The sequence below is a fragment of the Glaciecola sp. XM2 genome, assembly GCF_018595715.1.
In the GTDB taxonomy this organism is placed as follows: domain Bacteria; phylum Pseudomonadota; class Gammaproteobacteria; order Enterobacterales; family Alteromonadaceae; genus Glaciecola.
The window spans coordinates 60,623-79,257 of sequence record NZ_JAHEOJ010000021.1; the positions used below are offsets into that span (position 1 = coordinate 60,623).

The window sequence follows — 18,635 nt, forward strand, 5'->3', positions numbered from 1 at the left end:
AAGTTGTGTCACAATGCTGTGACAAAAATATAAAAAAGTGTGTAAATGCTTCAGCAAACTGCAAATACAATTAATCACATCAATCGGATATTAGGAATATCGGTAAGTTACGCAACTATTCTGATGGCGTTGGTAACCTGCACGATTGTGGTATTGAGATACGGTTTTAATTTAGGCTGGATTGCGATGCAGGAATCGGTTATGTATCTGCACGCGGCTGTATTTTTGCTGGGCAGTGCATATACCTATCAACACAATGCTCATGTTCGAGTGGATGTGTTTTATCGACAGTTTTCAGAGCGTAAAAAGGCATGGGTAAATCTATTTGGCAGCCTTTTATTTATGTTACCTGTGTCGCTCTATATTGGCATTATATGTTTTGATTACGTGCTCGACTCATGGCGATTGTTGGAGGGGAGTCGTGAGCCAGGTGGCCTGCCCTTTGTATATATTCTTAAGTCCTTTCTACTGTTGTTCGCAATCTCTTTAGTATTGCAAGCTATATCAGACATCATATGCCAAGGATTGAAACTGGCAGGCGCCCAAGCTAAGCAAGAGGCTCGCTGATGGAGTGGTTATCTCTCGTTTTATTTGCCGCTGTATGCTTGACGCTGTTAATTGGCTACCCGGTTGCGCTGACGTTGGCGGGGGTGTCGCTCATATTTGCTGGTATAGGTGTTGCGTTTGGCGTATTTGACGCAAACTATTTGCTCACTGCACCTTCTAGATTGTTTGGTATTATAAGCAACACTACATTAATTGCCGTGCCGCTGTTTGTATTTATGGGTGTGGTGTTAGAGCGTTCAAAGATTGCTGAAGATTTATTAGTCGCAATGTCGGCAGTCCTAGGGCGCTTCAAGTCGGGTTTAGGCGTATCAGTCATCCTAGTGGGCATGCTTTTGGCTGCCAGTACCGGCATCGTTGGCGCTACTGTGGTGACAATGGGCTTATTATCTTTACCGACGATGCTCAACCGTGGATACTCGCCTGCATTGGCGACCGGCACAATTTGTGCGACAGGTACGCTGGGCCAGATTATTCCGCCTTCCATCGCACTGGTGTTGTTAGGAGATGTGTTATCAAGTGCTTATCAAAAAGCACAATTAGATATGGGTATATTCTCTCCCGATAGCGTGTCTGTTGGCGACTTGTTTGTAGGTGCATTAGTGCCAGGACTTATTTTGGTCCTTTGCTACCTAGCATATATGTGGGCGGTGAGCGCCTTTTCTCCGTCACAAGTACCCGAGCATGGTCAAAAAAATGAGCACGCATCACTCACTACGCTACTGATGGCCTTGTTACCACCGCTATTACTTATCGTTGCCGTATTAGGCACCATTTTGTTCGGTTTTGCGACGCCAACTGAGGCGGCAGGCGTTGGTGCTGTAGGTGCTTTAATATTGGCCGGTATTAAGAGGCAATTGTCTAAAAGTAACGTCAACTACGTTGTGCGAGAGACCACAAAGGTCACCTGCATGATATTTTTGATTTTAATTGGTGCTTCAATCTTCTCTCTCGTGTTCCGAGGCTTTGGTGGTGAGCGTTTACTTACAGACTTTTTCACGAGTTTACCTGGCGGCGTATTTACCGCAATGTTGCTGGTGATGTTTGTTATCTTTTTGCTTGGCTTTATTCTAGATTTTATTGAAATAACCTTTGTTGTGGTTCCTATTGTTGCGCCTATATTATTGATCATGGGTGTGGACCCAATATGGCTAGGAATTATGATTGCGGTTAATTTACAAACCTCCTTTTTAACGCCTCCGTTTGGATTTGCTCTGTTTTATTTACGCGGAGTGGCAAGTGAACTAGTGAAAACGGAGCACATTTATAAGGGCGTCATTCCCTTTATATTAATTCAAATTTCAGTGTTAATATTAATGGCAATCTGGCCAAGTATTGTGACTTGGCTACCTCATACGATTTACGGATAAGTGACCCGATAAAGGAACCCATATGAAATACTTAAGACTATTGCTCATCCTTTCTACCGCAATTGTTGTGCAAGCATGCGGCGGCGGCAACCAATCCCCTGCATCTTCAGATACAGCCAGCGCACCGCAACAAACTTATAATTGGAAGCTAGTCACCTCGTGGCCCAAAAACTTTCCTGGTTTAGGTAAAGGCCCGGAGACTTTCGCGACATACGTAAATGAAATGTCTGGTGGTCGCTTAACGGTAACTGTATATGGGGCAGGCGAACTGGTGCCGGGGTTTGAAGTGTTTAACTCAGTCGCCAACGGCAGTGCTGAAATGGGACACGCTGGCGCATATTATTGGAAGGGCTCTATTCCTGCGGCACCGATTTTTTCAGCGATCCCCTTTGGTATGAATGCTACCGAAATGAATGCATGGCTTCACTACGGCGAGGGCATGGACTTATGGCGTGAATTGTATGCTCCATTTGGTGTTATCCCATTTGCTGGTGGAAGCTCGGGAGTTCAGATGGCCGGATGGTTTAAAAAAGAGATTAATTCGTTAGAAGACCTGCAGGGTTTAAAGATGCGCATCCCTGGGCTTGGTGGTGAAGTGTTTAAACGCGTTGGTGGTTTGCCAATTACGCTTACCGGCGGTGAGTTGTTTACATCGTTACAAAGTGGCGCAATTGATGCCACAGAATGGGTGGGACCTTATAATGATTTAGCATTTGGGCTACATAAAGCTGCAAACTATTACTACCACAGCGGATGGCATGAGCCGGGTACAACCTTAGAGTTTATCGTTAATGAGGAAGCTTATGCTTCTCTACCACCTGATTTACAGAAAATTATTGAAGTGGCCACCCGCGCGGTGAACCAAGACATGCTGGATGAATACACTGCTAGAAACCATAGCGCGTTGCAACAACTGATTAATGAGCATGGCATTGATGTGCGCCCATTACCTGATGATGTCATGCAAGCGCTGAAACAGGCTACTGCTGAAGTGATTGCACAAGAACGTGCCGATGACCCCATGTTTGATAAAATCTATGCGTCTTACGATGCGTTTTATCAAAATGTTAAGCAGTACCATAAGTTGTCAGAGCAAGCTTATTATAACAATCGCTAAGCGCCATTTTTTTTAGCTGGACTGATATGTTCTTGGCGCGTTGCACTATAGAATGCGCGCCATAAATTATGGGTGAGCTTACCCACAACATTAATGTAGCAGATACAAAACACAATTTGCGCAAAGGAGCAGACATGATTATCAAGCCAAAGGTCAGAGGATTTATTTGTACAAATGCACACCCGGTAGGATGCGCAAAAAGCGTCGAGCAGCAAATAAAGTACGTGCAATCACAATCTTTTGATAAGACCGATGGCCCTAAAAATGTGTTAGTGATTGGCTGCTCCACAGGATACGGACTTGCCTCACGCATTACCGCAGCATTTGGATATGGCGCTAAAACCCTTGGTGTGTGTTTTGAAAAAGCCCCAACTGAGAGAAAGACGGGTACCGCAGGTTTTTATAATACAGCCGCATTTCACGACGCTGCAAAAGAACAGGGTTTGTTTGCAGACAGCATTAATGGCGACGCGTTTTCAGATGAAATCAAACAGCAAACGATCGAAAAGATCAAAGCTCAGATGGGCAAAATAGACCTCGTCATTTATAGTTTGGCGTCTCCACGTCGCACAGATCCAGACTCTGGAGAAACTTACAAATCGACGCTTAAACCCATCGGACAGGCGTATACGACTAAGACTTACGACACCGATAAAGACAAGGTGCATGAGGTCTCGCTTGAGCCGGCGAATGATGATGAAATTGCCCAAACCGTTAAAGTTATGGGCGGCGAAGACTGGGAGCGTTGGTTAAAACAATTAGCTGCAGCAGGCGTGCTAGCTGACGAGTGCAAAACAACCGCTTATACCTACATAGGCAAAGCGCTAACCTGGCCAATTTATGGAAATGCAACCATAGGCCGTGCGAAGGAAGACTTAGACAGAGCAGCGAGCGCAATCATGTCAGACATCGCAACGAGCAGGGTACAAGCAAACGTGTCGTCTTTAAAAGCCTTAGTGACGCAAGCGAGCTCCGCTATTCCGGTCATGCCTTTGTATATATCTCTTATTTACAAAGTCATGAAGCAAGAAGGCACCCATGAAGGATGTATTGAACAAATCGCGGGTTTGTTTGGTAAACGGCTTTATGCAAACAACCCACCTACCGATGAGTTGAATCGTTACCGGATGGACGGTATTGAGACCAACGAAGCAACACAGGCTAAAATCAAAGCTTTATGGGACCAAGTGACCCAAGATAACTTTCATGAATTAAGTGACTATGCGGGATACCATAAAGATTTCTTAAACTTATTTGGTTTTGAAATTCAAGGTGTTGATTATGAGGCCGATGTTGACCCTATGGTACATTGGTCTTAGTTTCACTAATTCCCCCTCATATACAGTAAGCTACGGCACTAGCCTGTTGTTTAGCACACGCTGTTGGTGGAATTATTTGTTCACGTTAATGATTGATTAAATACGCTTTTGGTATAATTACCATAGCCTTTTAAGGGCGGATAATGCTAAAATCGCGCCCATTCAACGACTGCATACTATCGACTACGGTCATCACAAATAGAAATGCAAGTCGGCGTGCACAACAATAAATAATAATAACAAGTACTTAAGGATGTGTCCGATTTGGTCTATGTGACTGTTTGGACGCAATGGCTTGTTTGAAATTTTATATCGTACTGTTAGGAGACAATTAAAACTTGCTTGAAATACAATCAGATGAAAGCAACAGGCGCGTTTTAATTGGTTTCTAAATTTAAGAGTAGTCAATTGCATATGATAAAGATAAAGAAAGGCTTAGATCTTCCTATCCAAGGTGCCCCTGAGCAGACTATTACCGATACGGTAACAGCCTCTAAGGTAGCCATTCTTGGACAGGAATATATTGGTATGCGACCCACCATGCACGTCCAAGTTGGGGATGTGGTGAAGAAGGGACAGATTTTATTCGAGGACAAGAAAAATCCTGGCGTAAAATTTGTTGCTCCTGCAAGTGGTGAAGTCGTTGAAGTAAACCGTGGTGATAAACGCGTATTGCAATCTGTTGTAATTAGCGTGTCTGGCAATGAAACGGTAGAGTTCACTAAATTCGACGATGCGAGTTTAGCAAACGCAGATCGTCAGGCATTGGTTGACGTGCTCGTCGACTCAGCGCTTTGGACGACAATGCGCACTAGACCATTTAGTAAAGTCCCCGCGATTGATAGCGTGCCTCATTCAATTTTTGTTACGGCGATGGATACTAATCCACTCGCAGTTGACCCTCAAATTGTGATTGCAGAGCGAGAGCAGGATTTTGCGTTTGGCTTAAAGGTACTGGCTAAATTGACGGAAGGTAAGCTGTTCGTCAACAAAGCACCTGGCGCAAACATTCCGGCTATGGGCGAACGTGTCGAAGTTAACGAATTTGCGGGTCCTCATCCTGCAGGGCTTCCTGGTACCCATATTCACTATCTAGATCCGGTTGGACCGCGCAAAAAAGTATGGCACATCAATTATCAAGATGTCATTGCAATTGGCGCTACGCTCCAGTCAGGTGATCTCGACACATCACGCGTCATCTCCATTGCTGGTCCTATGGCCAAGTCACCAAAAGTGGTTCGTACACAGCTTGGCGCAAGTGTTAATGACTTGATTGCTGATCAAACCACAGACGAACCGATTCGTGTAATTTCTGGTTCGGTTCTAAACGGAACTAATGCATCAGGTCCACACGCGTACTTGGGCCGTTACCATTATCAAGTATCACTCATTAAAGAAGATCGTGAGAAGAAGCTATTTGGCTGGATTATGCCGGGTTCAGATAAGCATTCTGTCACACGCGCTTACTTAGGGCATTTAGGCGGTAAAAAGCTGTTTGATATGACCTCAACAACAAACGGCTCCGACCGTTCCATGGTGCCTATTGGCAACTATGAGCGCATCATGCCATTGGACGTAATTCCAACCTTACTTTTGAGAGACATTTTATCGGGTGATACCGACGGCGCTCAAAACTTAGGCGCTTTGGAGTTGGACGAAGAAGATTTGTCATTGTGTACTTATGTGTGCCCAGGCAAATACGATTACGGTCCAGAATTACGAGATTGTTTAAGCAAAATTGAAGCAGAGGGTTAACTGATGGGTTTAAAAGCTTATTTAGAAAAAATCGAGCCCGATTTTGAAGCGGGCGGCAGATACGAAAAGTTCTATGCGCTTTATGAAGCCGCAGCGACTATTTTTTATACGCCGGGTAAAGTAAATAAATCTACTACTCACGTAAAAGATGGTATCGACCTTAAGCGCATCATGATCATGGTGTGGATGGCAACCTTCCCAGCAATGTTTTACGGTATGTATAACGTTGGTGCTCAAGCGCATTCAGCCATTATGTCTGGTGCGGGCGCCCTTCCTGATATTTGGCAAGCAGCATTGTTCACTGCGCTTGGCGGCAGCATGGGTGCAGATGCTACTTGGATAAGCATGATGCTTTATGGCGCCTGTTTCTTCTTACCTATCTATGCAACAACGTTCATCGTTGGTGGATTTTGGGAAGTATTGTTTGCTTCGGTGCGCAAGCATGAAGTCAATGAAGGCTTCTTTGTTACATCCGTACTCTTTGCGTTAACGCTACCGGCAACGATTCCATTATGGCAAGTGGCGTTGGGTATTACATTTGGTGTGGTGATTGCCAAAGAGATATTCGGTGGTACAGGACGTAACTTCCTAAACCCAGCGTTATCTGGACGTGCTTTCCTTTACTTTGCATACCCTGCACAAATATCTGGCGACCAAGTTTGGGTAGCCGCTGATGGATACTCAGGCGCAACTTGGCTAAGTCAATCAGCCGCAGGCGCATTGGAATATACCAATGAAAACTTCATTCAAGCTTTCTTAGGTAATATCCCTGGTTCGGTGGGTGAAGTCTCGACACTAATGATTATGATAGGTGGTTTGTTTATCATCTATCTGGGTATTGCAAGTTGGCGTATTGTTTCAGGTGTGGCCCTTGGCGTGGCGTTTTTCGGACTGTTACTCAACCTCATAGGTTCAGATACCAATGCGATGTTTAATATGCCTTTCTACTTCCATTACGTCATTGGCGGTATGGCTTTTGGTATGTTCTTTATGGCGACCGACCCGGTGTCTGCATCGTTTACTAATCAGGGTAAATGGTTGTATGGATTCTTTATCGGGTTTATGACTGTGTTGATACGTGTGCTAAACCCAGCATTCCCAGAAGGGATAATGCTAGCGATATTGTTTGCTAACTTATGGGCGCCATTGTTTGATTACTTCGTTGCCCAAAGCAACATAAAAAGGAGACTTGCACGTGTCGGCTAAAAAGGAAACATTAGGAAAAACAATGTTGGTGGTTGTTGCGGTATGTCTCGTTTGCTCGATTGTAGTATCGGGCTCCGCGGTAGGCTTACGCGAGCTTCAACAAACTAACGCCGCCCTCGATAAGAAATCAAACATTCTCGGCGCTGCGGGTTTACTTGGAGAAGCCAGCACAAAAGAAGAAATTGCTGAAATCTACCTGAACAAGGTAGAAGAGAAGTTTGTTGATTTGTCATCGGGTGAATATGTAGAGAAACCTTCGCCTGATTTTGATATGTACAAAGCGGCCAAACAACCAGAGTTTATGGTGCGTGTTGAAGGTAGTAATGTAGGATTCTTACGCCGTTCTAGCGTTGCCAGCGTTTATCATATTAAAGATGAGCAAGGCGAAGTGTCACGCATTATCTTGCCAGTGCACGGAAGTGGACTGTGGGATTTAATGTACGGGTTTTTGGCACTAGATAGCGATGGCCAAACCATCCGCGAACTCATTTATTACCAACATAAAGAGACGCCAGGATTGGGTGGAGAAATACAAAACCCTGATTGGCAAGCGAAGTGGAATGGTAAGCAACTGTTTAAAGATGGAGATGTTGCAATCAGCGTTGATAAAAACGTAGGTGATGGCAACCAATATGCAGTAGATGCACTATCTGGCGCAACATTGACCAGTAATGGTGTTGAAAATACCTTGCAATACTGGGCCAGTGAAAATGGTTACGGTACATATCTCAAACGTCAATCTTGGAAATCATAGGATACGAAAATGGCTGATACTAAAGAAATGAAACAAGCCCTCTTCGGGCCTATTATAGGTAGCAACCCCATCGCGCTTCACGTTTTGGGTATTTGCTCTGCACTTGCAATCACAACAAAGCTTGAGACTGCCTTGGTAATGTCTCTGGCATTGACCGCAGTATGTGCGTTTTCTAACTTATTTATTTCGATGATACGAAATCAGATACCTTCAAGCGTGCGCATCATCATTCAGATGACAATTATCGCCTCGTTGGTAATCGTTGTTGACCAAATCTTGAAAGCATATTCTTACGAGATATCTAAACAGCTATCGGTCTTTGTTGGTCTTATTATCACCAACTGCATCGTAATGGGTCGCGCCGAAGCTTATGCTATGAAAAGCCCGCCATTTATGAGTTTACTAGACGGTATCGGTAACGGTCTCGGTTATAGCTTCATATTAATTGTGATTGGCACAGTTAAGGAACTGTTTGGTTTCGGTACTATTTTGGGCTTCGAAATCCTACCTCTCGTGCAAAATGGCGGATGGTATCAGGGTAATGGTTTGCTTATCTTACCCTTTAGCTCTTTCATCTTGATTGGATTAATGATTTGGGGCATTCGTACTATCCGCCCTGAACAAGTTGAGCCTAAGGAATAAGACTGATGGAACATTATTTAGCACTAGCAATCAGAGCCATCTTTGTTGAAAACATGGCACTATCATTATTCTTGGGGATGTGTACTTTCTTAGCGGTATCAAAGAAGGTTAAGACTTCAATGGGACTAGGTGTTGCGGTAATCGTAGTACTCGGTATTTCAGTTCCTGTAAATCAGTTGATTTACGTCAACGTGCTTGCACCAGGTGCGCTAGCATGGGCTGGATTCCCAGATGCCGACCTAAGTTTTCTTAACTTTTTGACTTTTATCGGCGTTATTGCGGCATTGGTACAAATACTGGAAATGACACTGGACAAGTTCTTCCCAGCTTTATACAACGCACTAGGGATCTTTCTCCCTCTTATCACCGTAAACTGTGCAATATTTGGTGGCGTAGCCTTCGCAGTGCAGCGCGAGTACACGTTGTCAGAAAGCGTTGTTTACGGAGTGGGAAGTGGCATCGGTTGGGCGATGGCAATCGTATTGTTAGCTGCCGTTCGTGAAAAGCTGAAGTACGCTGACATGCCAGATGGTATCCGTGGTTTAGGTTCAGTGTTTATGATAGCTGGGCTTATGGCGCTTGGTTTCCAATCATTTACCGGTATCTCACTTTAAGTGAAGTAGGAGCATTAAGAAATGAATCAGATTGAAATATATCTTGGCGTAGGGATGTTCATTGCGATTGTTTTGATACTCGTATTGATTATTACATTCGCCAAATCAAAGCTCGTCCCAAGTGGCGACGTGAAAATCATGATCAATAACGATCCTGAAAAAGTCATTACCGCCTCTCCAGGCGGCAAGTTGCTTGGCGCTTTAGCAGACTCTGGTATTTTCGTATCGTCAGCATGTGGCGGCGGTGGCTCATGTGGTCAGTGTCGAGTTGATATCAAAGAGGGCGGTGGTGAAATTTTACCAACGGAACTCGATCACGTCACCAAGCGCGAAGCGAAGCAAGGTTGTCGCCTTTCATGTCAGGTAGCGATTAAGCAAGACATGAAAATTGAATTACCAGAAGAAGTATTTGGTATCAAGAAATGGGAATGTGAAGTGCTTTCTAACAACAACGAAGCGACCTTCATCAAAGAGCTTAAGCTTGGCATTCCTGATGGTGAAAGTGTGCCTTTCCGTGCAGGTGGCTATATTCAGATTGAAGCTCCACCACATCATGTAAAATACAAAGACTTTGATATTCCAGAAGAATATCGCCCAGATTGGGAGCGTTTTAAATTCTTCGACGTGGAATCTAAAGTAGACGAAGAAACTATTCGCGCTTACTCCATGGCAAACTATCCAGAAGAAGAAGGGATTATTTTGCTAAACGTGCGTATTGCAACGCCGCCGCCTAATAACCTTAGCTTGCCTGCCGGTAAGATGTCTTCATTTATTTGGTCATTGAAGCCAGGTGATAAAGTCACGATATCTGGTCCATTTGGTGAGTTCTTTGCAAAAGAAACAGACGCAGAAATGGTATTCGTTGGTGGTGGTGCAGGTATGGCACCGATGCGCTCACACATCTTTGATCAGCTTCGTCGAATCAAAACGGACCGTAAAATCACGTTCTGGTATGGTGCTCGTTCTTTGAGAGAGATGTTCTATGTTGAAGATTTCGATATGTTGCAAGCAGAAAACGAAAACTTTAAGTGGTATGTCGCATTATCAGATCCACAGCCTGAAGATAATTGGGAGGGTGATACAGGGTTCATTCACAATGTATTGCTTGAAAATTATCTGAAAGATCACCCTGCTCCAGAAGATTGTGAGTTTTATATGTGTGGTCCACCAATGATGAACGCAGCGGTCATAAACATGTTGAAAGACATGGGTGTGGAAGACGAAAACATTATGCTAGATGACTTTGGTGGCTAATTAGCTCAGTTATTATTGAAATTAAAAGGGGCTGTAAGCCCCTTTTTTGTGCTTAGGTAGTCACGAGGAATGTTCGTTGAACAAAACAATTTTTACTAAATCACAATGGCTTATTGCCTCACTAGCAATCTTGGTGCTCGTCGGATGTGCTAAGCAAAACGCTCAAATCGTAACAGTTAATGGTAAAACGATGGGCACGACGTACAGCGTAAAATACTTACCCTCAGATGGGAAAGGTTCGATTTCAACTCAGCAACTTACGAACTTGTTGGATGAGCGTTTGATTCAAATCAATCAGCTTATGTCGACATATATCAGCGATTCAGAGCTGTCGATGTTAAATGACGCGCCAGCGCATCAAGCGTTTCCTATTAGTGAAGAAACTGCGTCTGTCATTCGTAAAGCACTTGAGCTCTCTGAGTTAAGCGATGGCATGTTAGACATTGCGGTTGGGCCTATTGTCAATTTGTGGGGGTTTGGACCTAACCTAAGACCTGAAAAAATTCCCTCACCTGAGCAGTTGCTTGCGGCCCAGGCTTTAACAGGTGCTAAGAGTTTTGTGTTAGAGGGCAATAGTGTCATCAAGTCAAATGACGATGTATATATCGATTTGTCGACTATTGCGAAAGGGTATGCGGTGGATGAGCTGGCGTTAATCCTAGAGTCATATAACATTACCAATTATCTCGTTGAAATTGGTGGTGAGATGCGCTTATCAGGCAAAAAGCCAAACGAGCAGGACTGGGTTGTAGCTATAGAAAAACCGATTTCTCAACAGCGAGCGATTCAACGTACAATTGTGATAGGAAACAATGCAATTGCAACCTCAGGCGATTATAGAAATTACTACGAGGAGGATGGTCAACGCTTCTCGCATTTAATCGACCCCAAAACGGCATATCCTATTCAACACAATTTAGTGGCGGTAACAGTCGTTGCGCCTAGCAGCATGGAAGCGGATGGCCTCGCCACTGCGTTAATTGTTATGGGGCCAGAGACGGGAAAAGAACTAGCAGAGCGTGAAAATATTGCAGCGCTTTTTATCACTAAAGACGAAGACGGATTTAATGAATTTCGCTCCACCGCCTTTGACCGTCAGGTCAAAGTGATACAATAAATTTAGCCGACAGAGGTAATTTTGAGTACATTTATTTTAGCATTTGGTTTTTTCTTATTAATGGTCCTTGCTATGGGCGTTGGCTATATATTTCAAAAGAAAAGTATTTCTGGCTCATGCGGTGGATTAGGAGCGCTAGGGGTATCGAAGGCATGTGACTGCCCTGAACCATGCGATCGCAAAAAGGCCAGGCTGGAAAAAGAAGCCATTCGCGAGCGTAAACTTGAAGAGTGGAAGAACAATCAGATCTTGTAGTTAATACGCACATTGCAAATATTTTTGTGTAGTGGAAAATGCTGAGTATGTATAAGCTTGCGAGTCTATATGCGCAAAATCATCCATGTAGATATGGACGCCTTTTATGTCTCAGTAGAAATAAGAGACAACCCTGAATTAGCCTCGCATCCGGTCGCGGTTGGTGGAAAGACGGCTAACCGTGGCGTGTTAACGACCTGCAATTACATTGCCCGCGAGTTTGGAGTCCGCTCTGCTATGCCTGCAGCAGTTGCGTTGAGGAAATGTCCTAAGCTGCTTATCGTTCCAGGCCGCATGCAGGTATATCAAGAGGTAAGCGCACGCATACGCGAAATTTTCTCTCGTTACACGCCTATTATTGAACCTCTCTCTCTTGACGAAGCCTATCTTGACGTCACTGAATGTGAGTTATTTCATGGCTCCGCTACCCTGATAGCCCACGACATTCGAAAAACCATTGAGAATGAGCTTAATCTCACCGCCTCTGCTGGCATTGCACCAATTAAATTTGTTGCAAAGATAGCTTCTGATATGAATAAGCCGAATGGCCAATACGTTGTCACCCCGAGCGAGCTTGACCACTTTATTGAACATCTTCCACTCAATAAAATACCCGGAGTAGGCAAAGTAACCTTTGAAAAGCTACAGCAACTTGGTTTAAGCACTGGAGCTGATATTAGAGCCCTGCGAGAAAGTGAGTTGGTGGAAAAGTTTGGTAAGTTTGGGCGTTCTTTGTGGCAAAAATGCCAAGGGCGAGATTTTCGTCCTGTTGAGACCTCACGGGTTCGCAAATCTGTTGGGGTAGAGCGCACGTTTAACGTCGATCAGGTTCGCGAGGCTGATTTAGCTGAATATATGGTTCAAAAACTGATGCCCGAACTGAGCAAGCGAGCCGATAAATATATTACCAGCCGAGGCATCGACAAGATTGGCGTAAAAGTAAAATTTCATGACTTTCAGCAAACCACAAAAGAACTAAAGCATTCATGCATAGATGAGGAAGTACTGTTGTCTTTGCTCCACGAGGCACTTGCAAGAGGTGAGGGGAAACAGGTACGTCTCTTAGGGGTTCAGGTGGGTTTAAAGGACCCAGAGCCCGACGCACCCCAACTTTCATTTGACTGGGAAGATGATACGCTGACTAAGGCCAATCAGAACTAGGTCAAATACTGCGCATCATTTGGTGATATTCGCGCTATTCACTATACTACTGTGATAAGAACCAACATGGAATGCTGTTATGTCTTACCCTATACCGGTGGCCGTCGCCGACTTGCAACAAGCACACGAGAAATTTGATTTAACAATTGTCGTCTCGACAGGAACATTTCCAGAGATATTTGCTGAGTTGTCTGACGCTATCCCTAGTGCTACTAAGATAGACCCTCGCGTAGGTGTTTCGCCTTCTCTTGTAGCAACGTCTTCATTGCCCGGTGGCAGAACGCTGTATGTGCCCATCGGCGATATTTCACGTGATTATGATGATGTGAGACGTTTTTTTGATCTTGGCAAGACGATTGCTGCACTGTTGACCGATATTCATTCAGTTAAACCCTTACTAAGCGTGTTTGTAGATGAAGTGCCTAGTTACAAAAATAATGAGTTTAACTTTGCGCTGCAAAATGTTTACTTGGGGATTTGTCAGCAGTTATGGCAACCTTTAGAGGCTCGTGTCGCGCTAGATGAGAAAGTACTAGAGCCGGTAGAATGCGTGGGTATGTTTGGTCTTGACGCATCACAAGTGAGCATTATATCTGCCATTGAAGCGGGAAAACGCGTTGCCCGCGACTTATGCGGAACTGAGCCGGAAAGCATGGCACCTATTGGTTTTGTAGAATACTGCGAAGACGCTTTTACCGATACCAACATTGGTATGCATTGTATCGATGACGAAAACATCATGTTGCAAGAATATCCTTGCCTGCACGCTGTCGCTAGAGCCTCATTAGAGGTTGCCCGTCATCATCCAAGAATCCTAACATTGTCCTATGATAGTGAAGATGAGATACAGCAAACGCTTTTCTTGGCGGGTAAAGGCATTACTTTTGATACCGGTGGTGCCGATTTGAAAGTCAATGGCCATATGGCAGGGATGAGTCGAGATAAAGGCGGTGCTGCAGCGGTCGCAGGATTCATGAAGACCCTTTCGATGTTAAAACCCAAAGGGCTTAAAGTCGTCGCTACGCTAGCATTAGTCAGAAATAGCGTGGGTGCTGACGCCTATGTACCAGATGAAATAATCACGTCCCACGCCGGTATTAGAGTGCGAGTTGGTAACACTGATGCAGAAGGCCGTATGGTGTTAACGGATGTTTTATCACATATGCGCGAACAAGCCATAGATGCTATTAATCCACAAATATTCTCAGTAGCTACGCTGACTGGGCACGCTGCCATTGCCTTTGGACCATATACTGCCCTCCTTGAAAACCAGGTGGCAATTAGTCAAAGTGTGAGCCAAGGCCTTATTGATGCCGGCCATCTTTGGTCAGACCCGTGTGAGCAGTCGCGGGTCAGGCGAGAAGATTATGACTTTATTCAACCTCGTACTAAAGCTGATGATGTTTTGTCGTCAAATAATGCGCCGTCGGTCAGTACCGTGCGTGGGCATCAATTTCCGATGGCTTATTTGAGCATTGCGTCAGGGCTTGATGCACATAACATGGGCAGTGACAAACCGATAGCATACACTCACGTAGACATCGCTGGCTCCGGTGTTGAAAATTTAAATTGGCAGCACGGTAAACCTACCGCCGCGCCCCTCGCTGCCTTTACAGCTCGCTATATATTGCCTAGGCTGTGAAAGATGAATATACAAAAAGGCAAATATCGTCATTACAAAGGGCAATATTATGAAGTTATCGACCTTGTGTGCCACTCGGAAACAGAGGAATGGTTAGTGTTATATAAACCACTTTACGGTGACCAAGCATTATGGGTGCGACCTTTCGATATGTTTGTTGAAGGTGTAGAGATAAACGGCGAAATGATCCCTCGTTTTGCCTTTTGTGGCAGTGATGCGGGTAATTAATCATAAATAGGCTACAGTCTTATTTATCAGAAGGGCAAAGGAACAAAATATGAAAAAGGTTTTATTAGTATCATTAATAAGTGCGTCTTTGACGCTTGCTGCAGCCACAAGTTTCGCGCAAGATAGGTTCGCTGACGTTGAAGTCAAAAGCCTTGCAGTGGCGGGTTCGGTTCATATGCTCGTTGGCGCTGGCGGAAATATAGGGGTATCTGCTGGTGATGATGGGGTGTTAATGATTGACGATCAATATGCTCCGTTAGCGGAAAAGATAAGTGCCGCAATTAGTGAGATAACCTCACAGCCAAAACGTTTTGTGATAAACACGCATTATCATGGAGATCACGTTGGTTCTAATGCCTTTTTTGCACAAAACAAAGGTGTCACTATTTTTGCTCATGAAAATGTGCGAATTCGCCTTGCTTCGGGGGAGGATGTAAACCCAGCTATGCTGCCCGTTGTTACATACGAAGATGGCATTAAGTTTCACATGAACAACGAAACGATCCACGTTTTTCATCTAGCCGACGGTCATACCGATGGCGATAGTGCCATTTGGTTTGAAGAGCCAGATGTGCTGCATACAGGCGACTTATTCTTTAAGGACATGTTCCCATATATTGACCTAGGTGCTGGCGGCTCGGTAGCAGGTTATATTCAGTCCGTTGAGACCCTTTTGAGTAAAATAGATGACGATACTAAGGTTATCCCCGGTCATGGTGCATTAGCTGACAAGGCTGACTTGCAACGTTTTGTCGATATGATTCAGGAAACGTATGCTTACGTGCAGTCTAAAAAAGCGGAAGGTTTAAGTGAACAAGCCGTTTTAGATATGGGGCTCGAAGAAAAGTGGAACAGCTGGGCATGGCAATTTATTAATGAAGAGAGATGGATCAAGACCCTTTATCAGTGAGCATGATAAAGATTAAAAATTTATCTGTTGTTGAGAGTAAGGCGCATTATTATGCGCCTTTGCTGTCTTGGTTTACCGACGAAGTTGAGTTTATGCATTGGGCAGGCCCTCATATCCCGTTCAGGCAAACCATGCCAGAACTGGCATCTCTTATATAAAAAGGTAATTATCAGTCATATTCGCTGTTGTGCGCCGATACCCAAACCATGCTTGGTTTTGGACAAGTTCAGCTATGCCCACTAAGAGCACACCTAGGACGCTTAGTAATATCGCCAGACTACCGTGGTCTGGGACTATCTTATGAAGTAGTGAATCGGTTGATTGAGGTCGCGGTAAGACAGCAGGACATTCACATCATTTCATTATTTGTTTATGAGAGTAACAAGGCAGCCCTTACTAGCTACAATAACCTTGGTTTTGTCCCCACAGCCTACCCCAAAGATGTTTCAAGTATCAAACATTGCCAGTACATGACGTTGCGTTATTAGGTGTTGCGTCACTCAAACTGCGCAAATCGAGCGGTTTATCCGATAAATTAGTAGACCCAAGTATTAACTTAGCGTAAAACATTTCATTAACAAATGTGTGTTAACCGATTACGTAAGAGCAAGACTATGGAATCTAGCCTTTTGAATTTGCGCGTGGCGCTAGAAACAAATCCGAAATATCGTTTTTGGGTGTGGCACATTGGGTTTTGGTTGTTTCTTTGCATTGTTGGTTTTTTCACACTAATTTTATGGTATAGCGAAGTCACGTTTGCGAACGTTGCCCATATCATTATGCAGGCGGTACTGGGTTTATTTTTTTCCATATTGATGCAGGTAGCCTTCGAGAGGATGCATACCCTCAGTGTAATAAGGCTTATTTTTTATGGTCTAGTGCTCGTTTTATTCACTTCCTTGTGCTGGACCCTCATGCATATGCAAATATTTGTAATGCTTACGGGATATGCCGCAGTTTGGAACGAATTTGGAGGTTGGTATTTTAGCAGTATCTTCGTATTTTTGTGCTGGACTGGTCTATTCTATGGCATTCGTTATTATGAGTTGTCTGAGTCAGAACATAAAATAATGCTAGAAGCTGAAACAAAGTCTCGAATAGAGCACCTAAAACGTATCAGCGCACAAAGTGAGGCCGCAGATGCGAAGTTAAAAATGCTTCGTTATCAACTTAATCCACACTTTTTATGTAACACCTTAAACGCAATTAATTCACTTATTGAGATCGGTGAGTCAGATAAGGCGCAGCGAGTCACAGTGCAATTGAGCGAATTCTTGCGCTATTCTCTAAACAGTAATCCGAACTTGAAAACATCTCTAGATGAAGAAGTGTCTGCGTTAAACCTATACCTAAGAATTGAAGAAACTCGGTTTGCAGAGCGATTGAGGGTAAACATTGATATCTCCGACGAAGCGCAAGAGGCTCTGGTGCCAAGCCTATTACTACAGCCAATTATCGAAAATTCAATGAAACATGCGGTCGCAAAAAGTGTGTTAGGTGGTGAAATAGATATAAAAGCGCATGTTGAAGATGAGCAACTAGTAATACAGCTTTCTGACACCGGTAGTGATGCCAATTCTGATATGGTATGCGATCAAGTCCCCTCTGTTGGGGTTGGGTTAAAAAACATCCGCCAACGTTTGAATGTGTTATATGAGGACAACCACTCTTTGACATCAGCCCCTAACGGCGATCGCGGTTTAATGACGACTATTGTGATCCCATATGAACGCAACCAACCAGTAAGTAAAGCGCAATTATGAACAGACGCATTCGAGCTATCATTGTTGACGATGAGCCTTTAGCAATACAGTTGTTGGTAGCTAAATTAGCTAAATGGTCACATGTGGAAATTGTAGGACAATGCAAGAATGGCCAAGAGGCGTTAGCTTGTATTGCTGACCAATGTCCTGATGTGATGTTTCTCGATATTCAAATGCCCGGAATGTCGGGACTAGAGGTTATCAAAAGAGTGCAGGGCGACATAATGCCACTCGTTATATTTTCTACTGCATATGAGCAATACGCTTTGGACGCGTTTGATGCCAATGCAGTTGACTATATATTAAAACCAATTAGCGACGAATCATTGAAGCGATCAATTGACAGAGTAACCCTGCGTTTGCTCGAGCGAAGTGCTTCTCAGATCAATAAAACGTCTGTCATGAACGCCATTGCACAAATGGCAAGTGCTGAAAAAGAAGAGTCACCATCTAAAATAGTTGTAAAAGATAAAGATGAGATTCATATGTTAAACCAACGCGAAATTGAATGGATTGATGCAGCGGGTGATTATATGTGTATACATATTGGGGGAAAAACGCATGTCAAACGTATAACGATGAAGGAGTTGTTGGCAGAGCTAGATGAGTCAATCTTCAAGCGTGTACATCGCTCTACTATTGTTAACCTGAAATTTGTAAAAAAAGTTATCCCACTTTCAAAAGGTGAGTTTCACTTGGTATTAGGTGAGTACGACCAAGTGAAAGTAAGCAGGAATTACAGAGATGTTGTAAAGGGATTTTTAGCTAACTAGACTGATATATCCATTGTTATTAAGGTAAAGCATCACTGTTTGATATTGAAAAAATTAGGATTGAGTCATTATTTCAGTTTCATACAGCTAGGTCGAATGTGGAATCGGTATTATTTTTTTAGATAGTGTTTGGTTGGCACAACAAAAGCGCCGTCTATATTGACGGCGGTTCTTTTAATGCACGGATGCAA

The 18,635-nt window shown here is 43.9% G+C and carries 20 protein-coding genes; all 20 read left to right on the forward strand.

Annotated elements, in window-relative coordinates:
• Positions 1 to 45 precede the first annotated feature (45 nt).
• The 20 genes from KJ365_RS09385 (at position 46) to KJ365_RS09480 (ending at position 18,444) form a co-directional block, all read left to right on the forward strand.
• Entirely contained in the window at positions 46 to 567 is a 522-nt protein-coding gene (locus KJ365_RS09385; protein ID WP_214451398.1) for a TRAP transporter small permease subunit, read from the forward strand.
• Complete coding sequence (locus tag KJ365_RS09390) at positions 567 to 1,934, forward strand: TRAP transporter large permease (protein WP_214451399.1); 1,368 nt, start codon at positions 567 to 569, stop codon at positions 1,932 to 1,934. Before KJ365_RS09385 ends, KJ365_RS09390 begins: the two co-directional genes overlap by 1 nt.
• 22 nt (positions 1,935 to 1,956) lie before the next feature.
• Positions 1,957 to 3,051, forward strand: coding sequence for a TRAP transporter substrate-binding protein (locus KJ365_RS09395; RefSeq protein WP_214451400.1), 1,095 nt, complete (start codon positions 1,957 to 1,959; stop codon positions 3,049 to 3,051).
• Between the two features lie 134 nt (positions 3,052 to 3,185).
• Positions 3,186 to 4,370, forward strand: coding sequence for an enoyl-ACP reductase FabV (gene fabV, locus KJ365_RS09400; RefSeq protein ID WP_214451401.1), 1,185 nt, complete (start codon positions 3,186 to 3,188; stop codon positions 4,368 to 4,370).
• 414 nt (positions 4,371 to 4,784) lie between these two features.
• Positions 4,785 to 6,125: a Na(+)-translocating NADH-quinone reductase subunit A gene (locus tag KJ365_RS09405; RefSeq protein WP_214451402.1), complete on the forward strand. Its 1,341-nt coding sequence runs from the start codon at positions 4,785 to 4,787 to the stop codon at positions 6,123 to 6,125.
• 3 nt (positions 6,126 to 6,128) lie between these two features.
• Positions 6,129 to 7,331, forward strand: coding sequence for an NADH:ubiquinone reductase (Na(+)-transporting) subunit B (locus KJ365_RS09410; protein ID WP_214451403.1), 1,203 nt, complete (start codon positions 6,129 to 6,131; stop codon positions 7,329 to 7,331).
• Positions 7,321 to 8,085 carry a Na(+)-translocating NADH-quinone reductase subunit C gene (locus KJ365_RS09415; RefSeq protein ID WP_214451404.1) on the forward strand — a complete coding sequence of 255 codons (765 nt, stop codon included), beginning with the start codon at positions 7,321 to 7,323 and terminating at the stop codon, positions 8,083 to 8,085. The genes KJ365_RS09410 and KJ365_RS09415 overlap by 11 nt, the downstream gene beginning before the upstream one ends.
• Positions 8,086 to 8,094: 9 nt before the next feature.
• Positions 8,095 to 8,727 carry an NADH:ubiquinone reductase (Na(+)-transporting) subunit D gene (locus KJ365_RS09420; protein WP_214451405.1) on the forward strand — a complete coding sequence of 211 codons (633 nt, stop codon included), beginning with the start codon at positions 8,095 to 8,097 and terminating at the stop codon, positions 8,725 to 8,727.
• A 5-nt stretch (positions 8,728 to 8,732) separates the two neighbouring features.
• Positions 8,733 to 9,341: an NADH:ubiquinone reductase (Na(+)-transporting) subunit E gene (gene nqrE, locus KJ365_RS09425; protein WP_214451406.1), complete on the forward strand. Its 609-nt coding sequence runs from the start codon at positions 8,733 to 8,735 to the stop codon at positions 9,339 to 9,341.
• A gap of 21 nt (positions 9,342 to 9,362) precedes the next feature.
• On the forward strand, positions 9,363 to 10,595 hold the full coding sequence (gene nqrF, locus KJ365_RS09430) for an NADH:ubiquinone reductase (Na(+)-transporting) subunit F (RefSeq protein WP_214451407.1): 1,233 nt from the start codon (positions 9,363 to 9,365) through the stop codon (positions 10,593 to 10,595).
• 76 nt (positions 10,596 to 10,671) lie between these two features.
• Positions 10,672 to 11,712, forward strand: coding sequence for an FAD:protein FMN transferase (locus tag KJ365_RS09435; protein WP_250884134.1), 1,041 nt, complete (start codon positions 10,672 to 10,674; stop codon positions 11,710 to 11,712).
• Positions 11,713 to 11,733: 21 nt separating this feature from the next.
• A complete protein-coding gene (nqrM, locus tag KJ365_RS09440; protein WP_214451408.1) occupies positions 11,734 to 11,967 on the forward strand; it encodes a (Na+)-NQR maturation NqrM in 234 nt (77 codons plus the stop codon).
• A gap of 69 nt (positions 11,968 to 12,036) precedes the next feature.
• Positions 12,037 to 13,128, forward strand: a complete 1,092-nt coding sequence (dinB, locus tag KJ365_RS09445) for a DNA polymerase IV (protein ID WP_214451409.1) — start codon at positions 12,037 to 12,039, stop codon at positions 13,126 to 13,128.
• A gap of 79 nt (positions 13,129 to 13,207) precedes the next feature.
• A complete protein-coding gene (locus tag KJ365_RS09450) occupies positions 13,208 to 14,770 on the forward strand; it encodes a M17 family metallopeptidase (protein WP_214451410.1) in 1,563 nt (520 codons plus the stop codon).
• A 3-nt stretch (positions 14,771 to 14,773) separates the two neighbouring features.
• Positions 14,774 to 14,998, forward strand: a complete 225-nt coding sequence (locus tag KJ365_RS09455; RefSeq protein ID WP_214451411.1) for a DUF1653 domain-containing protein — start codon at positions 14,774 to 14,776, stop codon at positions 14,996 to 14,998.
• A 49-nt stretch (positions 14,999 to 15,047) separates the two neighbouring features.
• Complete coding sequence (locus KJ365_RS09460; protein WP_214451412.1) at positions 15,048 to 15,908, forward strand: MBL fold metallo-hydrolase; 861 nt, start codon at positions 15,048 to 15,050, stop codon at positions 15,906 to 15,908.
• 2 nt (positions 15,909 to 15,910) lie between these two features.
• The gene (locus tag KJ365_RS09465; protein WP_214451413.1) at positions 15,911 to 16,066 is read left to right on the forward strand and encodes a hypothetical protein; all 156 of its coding nucleotides are present in this window, start codon (positions 15,911 to 15,913) and stop codon (positions 16,064 to 16,066) included.
• Positions 16,067 to 16,093: 27 nt separating this feature from the next.
• Positions 16,094 to 16,396 carry a GNAT family N-acetyltransferase gene (locus KJ365_RS17035; RefSeq protein WP_352109373.1) on the forward strand — a complete coding sequence of 101 codons (303 nt, stop codon included), beginning with the start codon at positions 16,094 to 16,096 and terminating at the stop codon, positions 16,394 to 16,396.
• A 126-nt stretch (positions 16,397 to 16,522) separates the two neighbouring features.
• A complete protein-coding gene (locus KJ365_RS09475) occupies positions 16,523 to 17,671 on the forward strand; it encodes a sensor histidine kinase (protein WP_214451415.1) in 1,149 nt (382 codons plus the stop codon).
• On the forward strand, positions 17,668 to 18,444 hold the full coding sequence (locus KJ365_RS09480) for a LytR/AlgR family response regulator transcription factor (protein ID WP_214451416.1): 777 nt from the start codon (positions 17,668 to 17,670) through the stop codon (positions 18,442 to 18,444). The genes KJ365_RS09475 and KJ365_RS09480 overlap by 4 nt, the downstream gene beginning before the upstream one ends.
• Positions 18,445 to 18,635 lie beyond the last annotated feature (191 nt).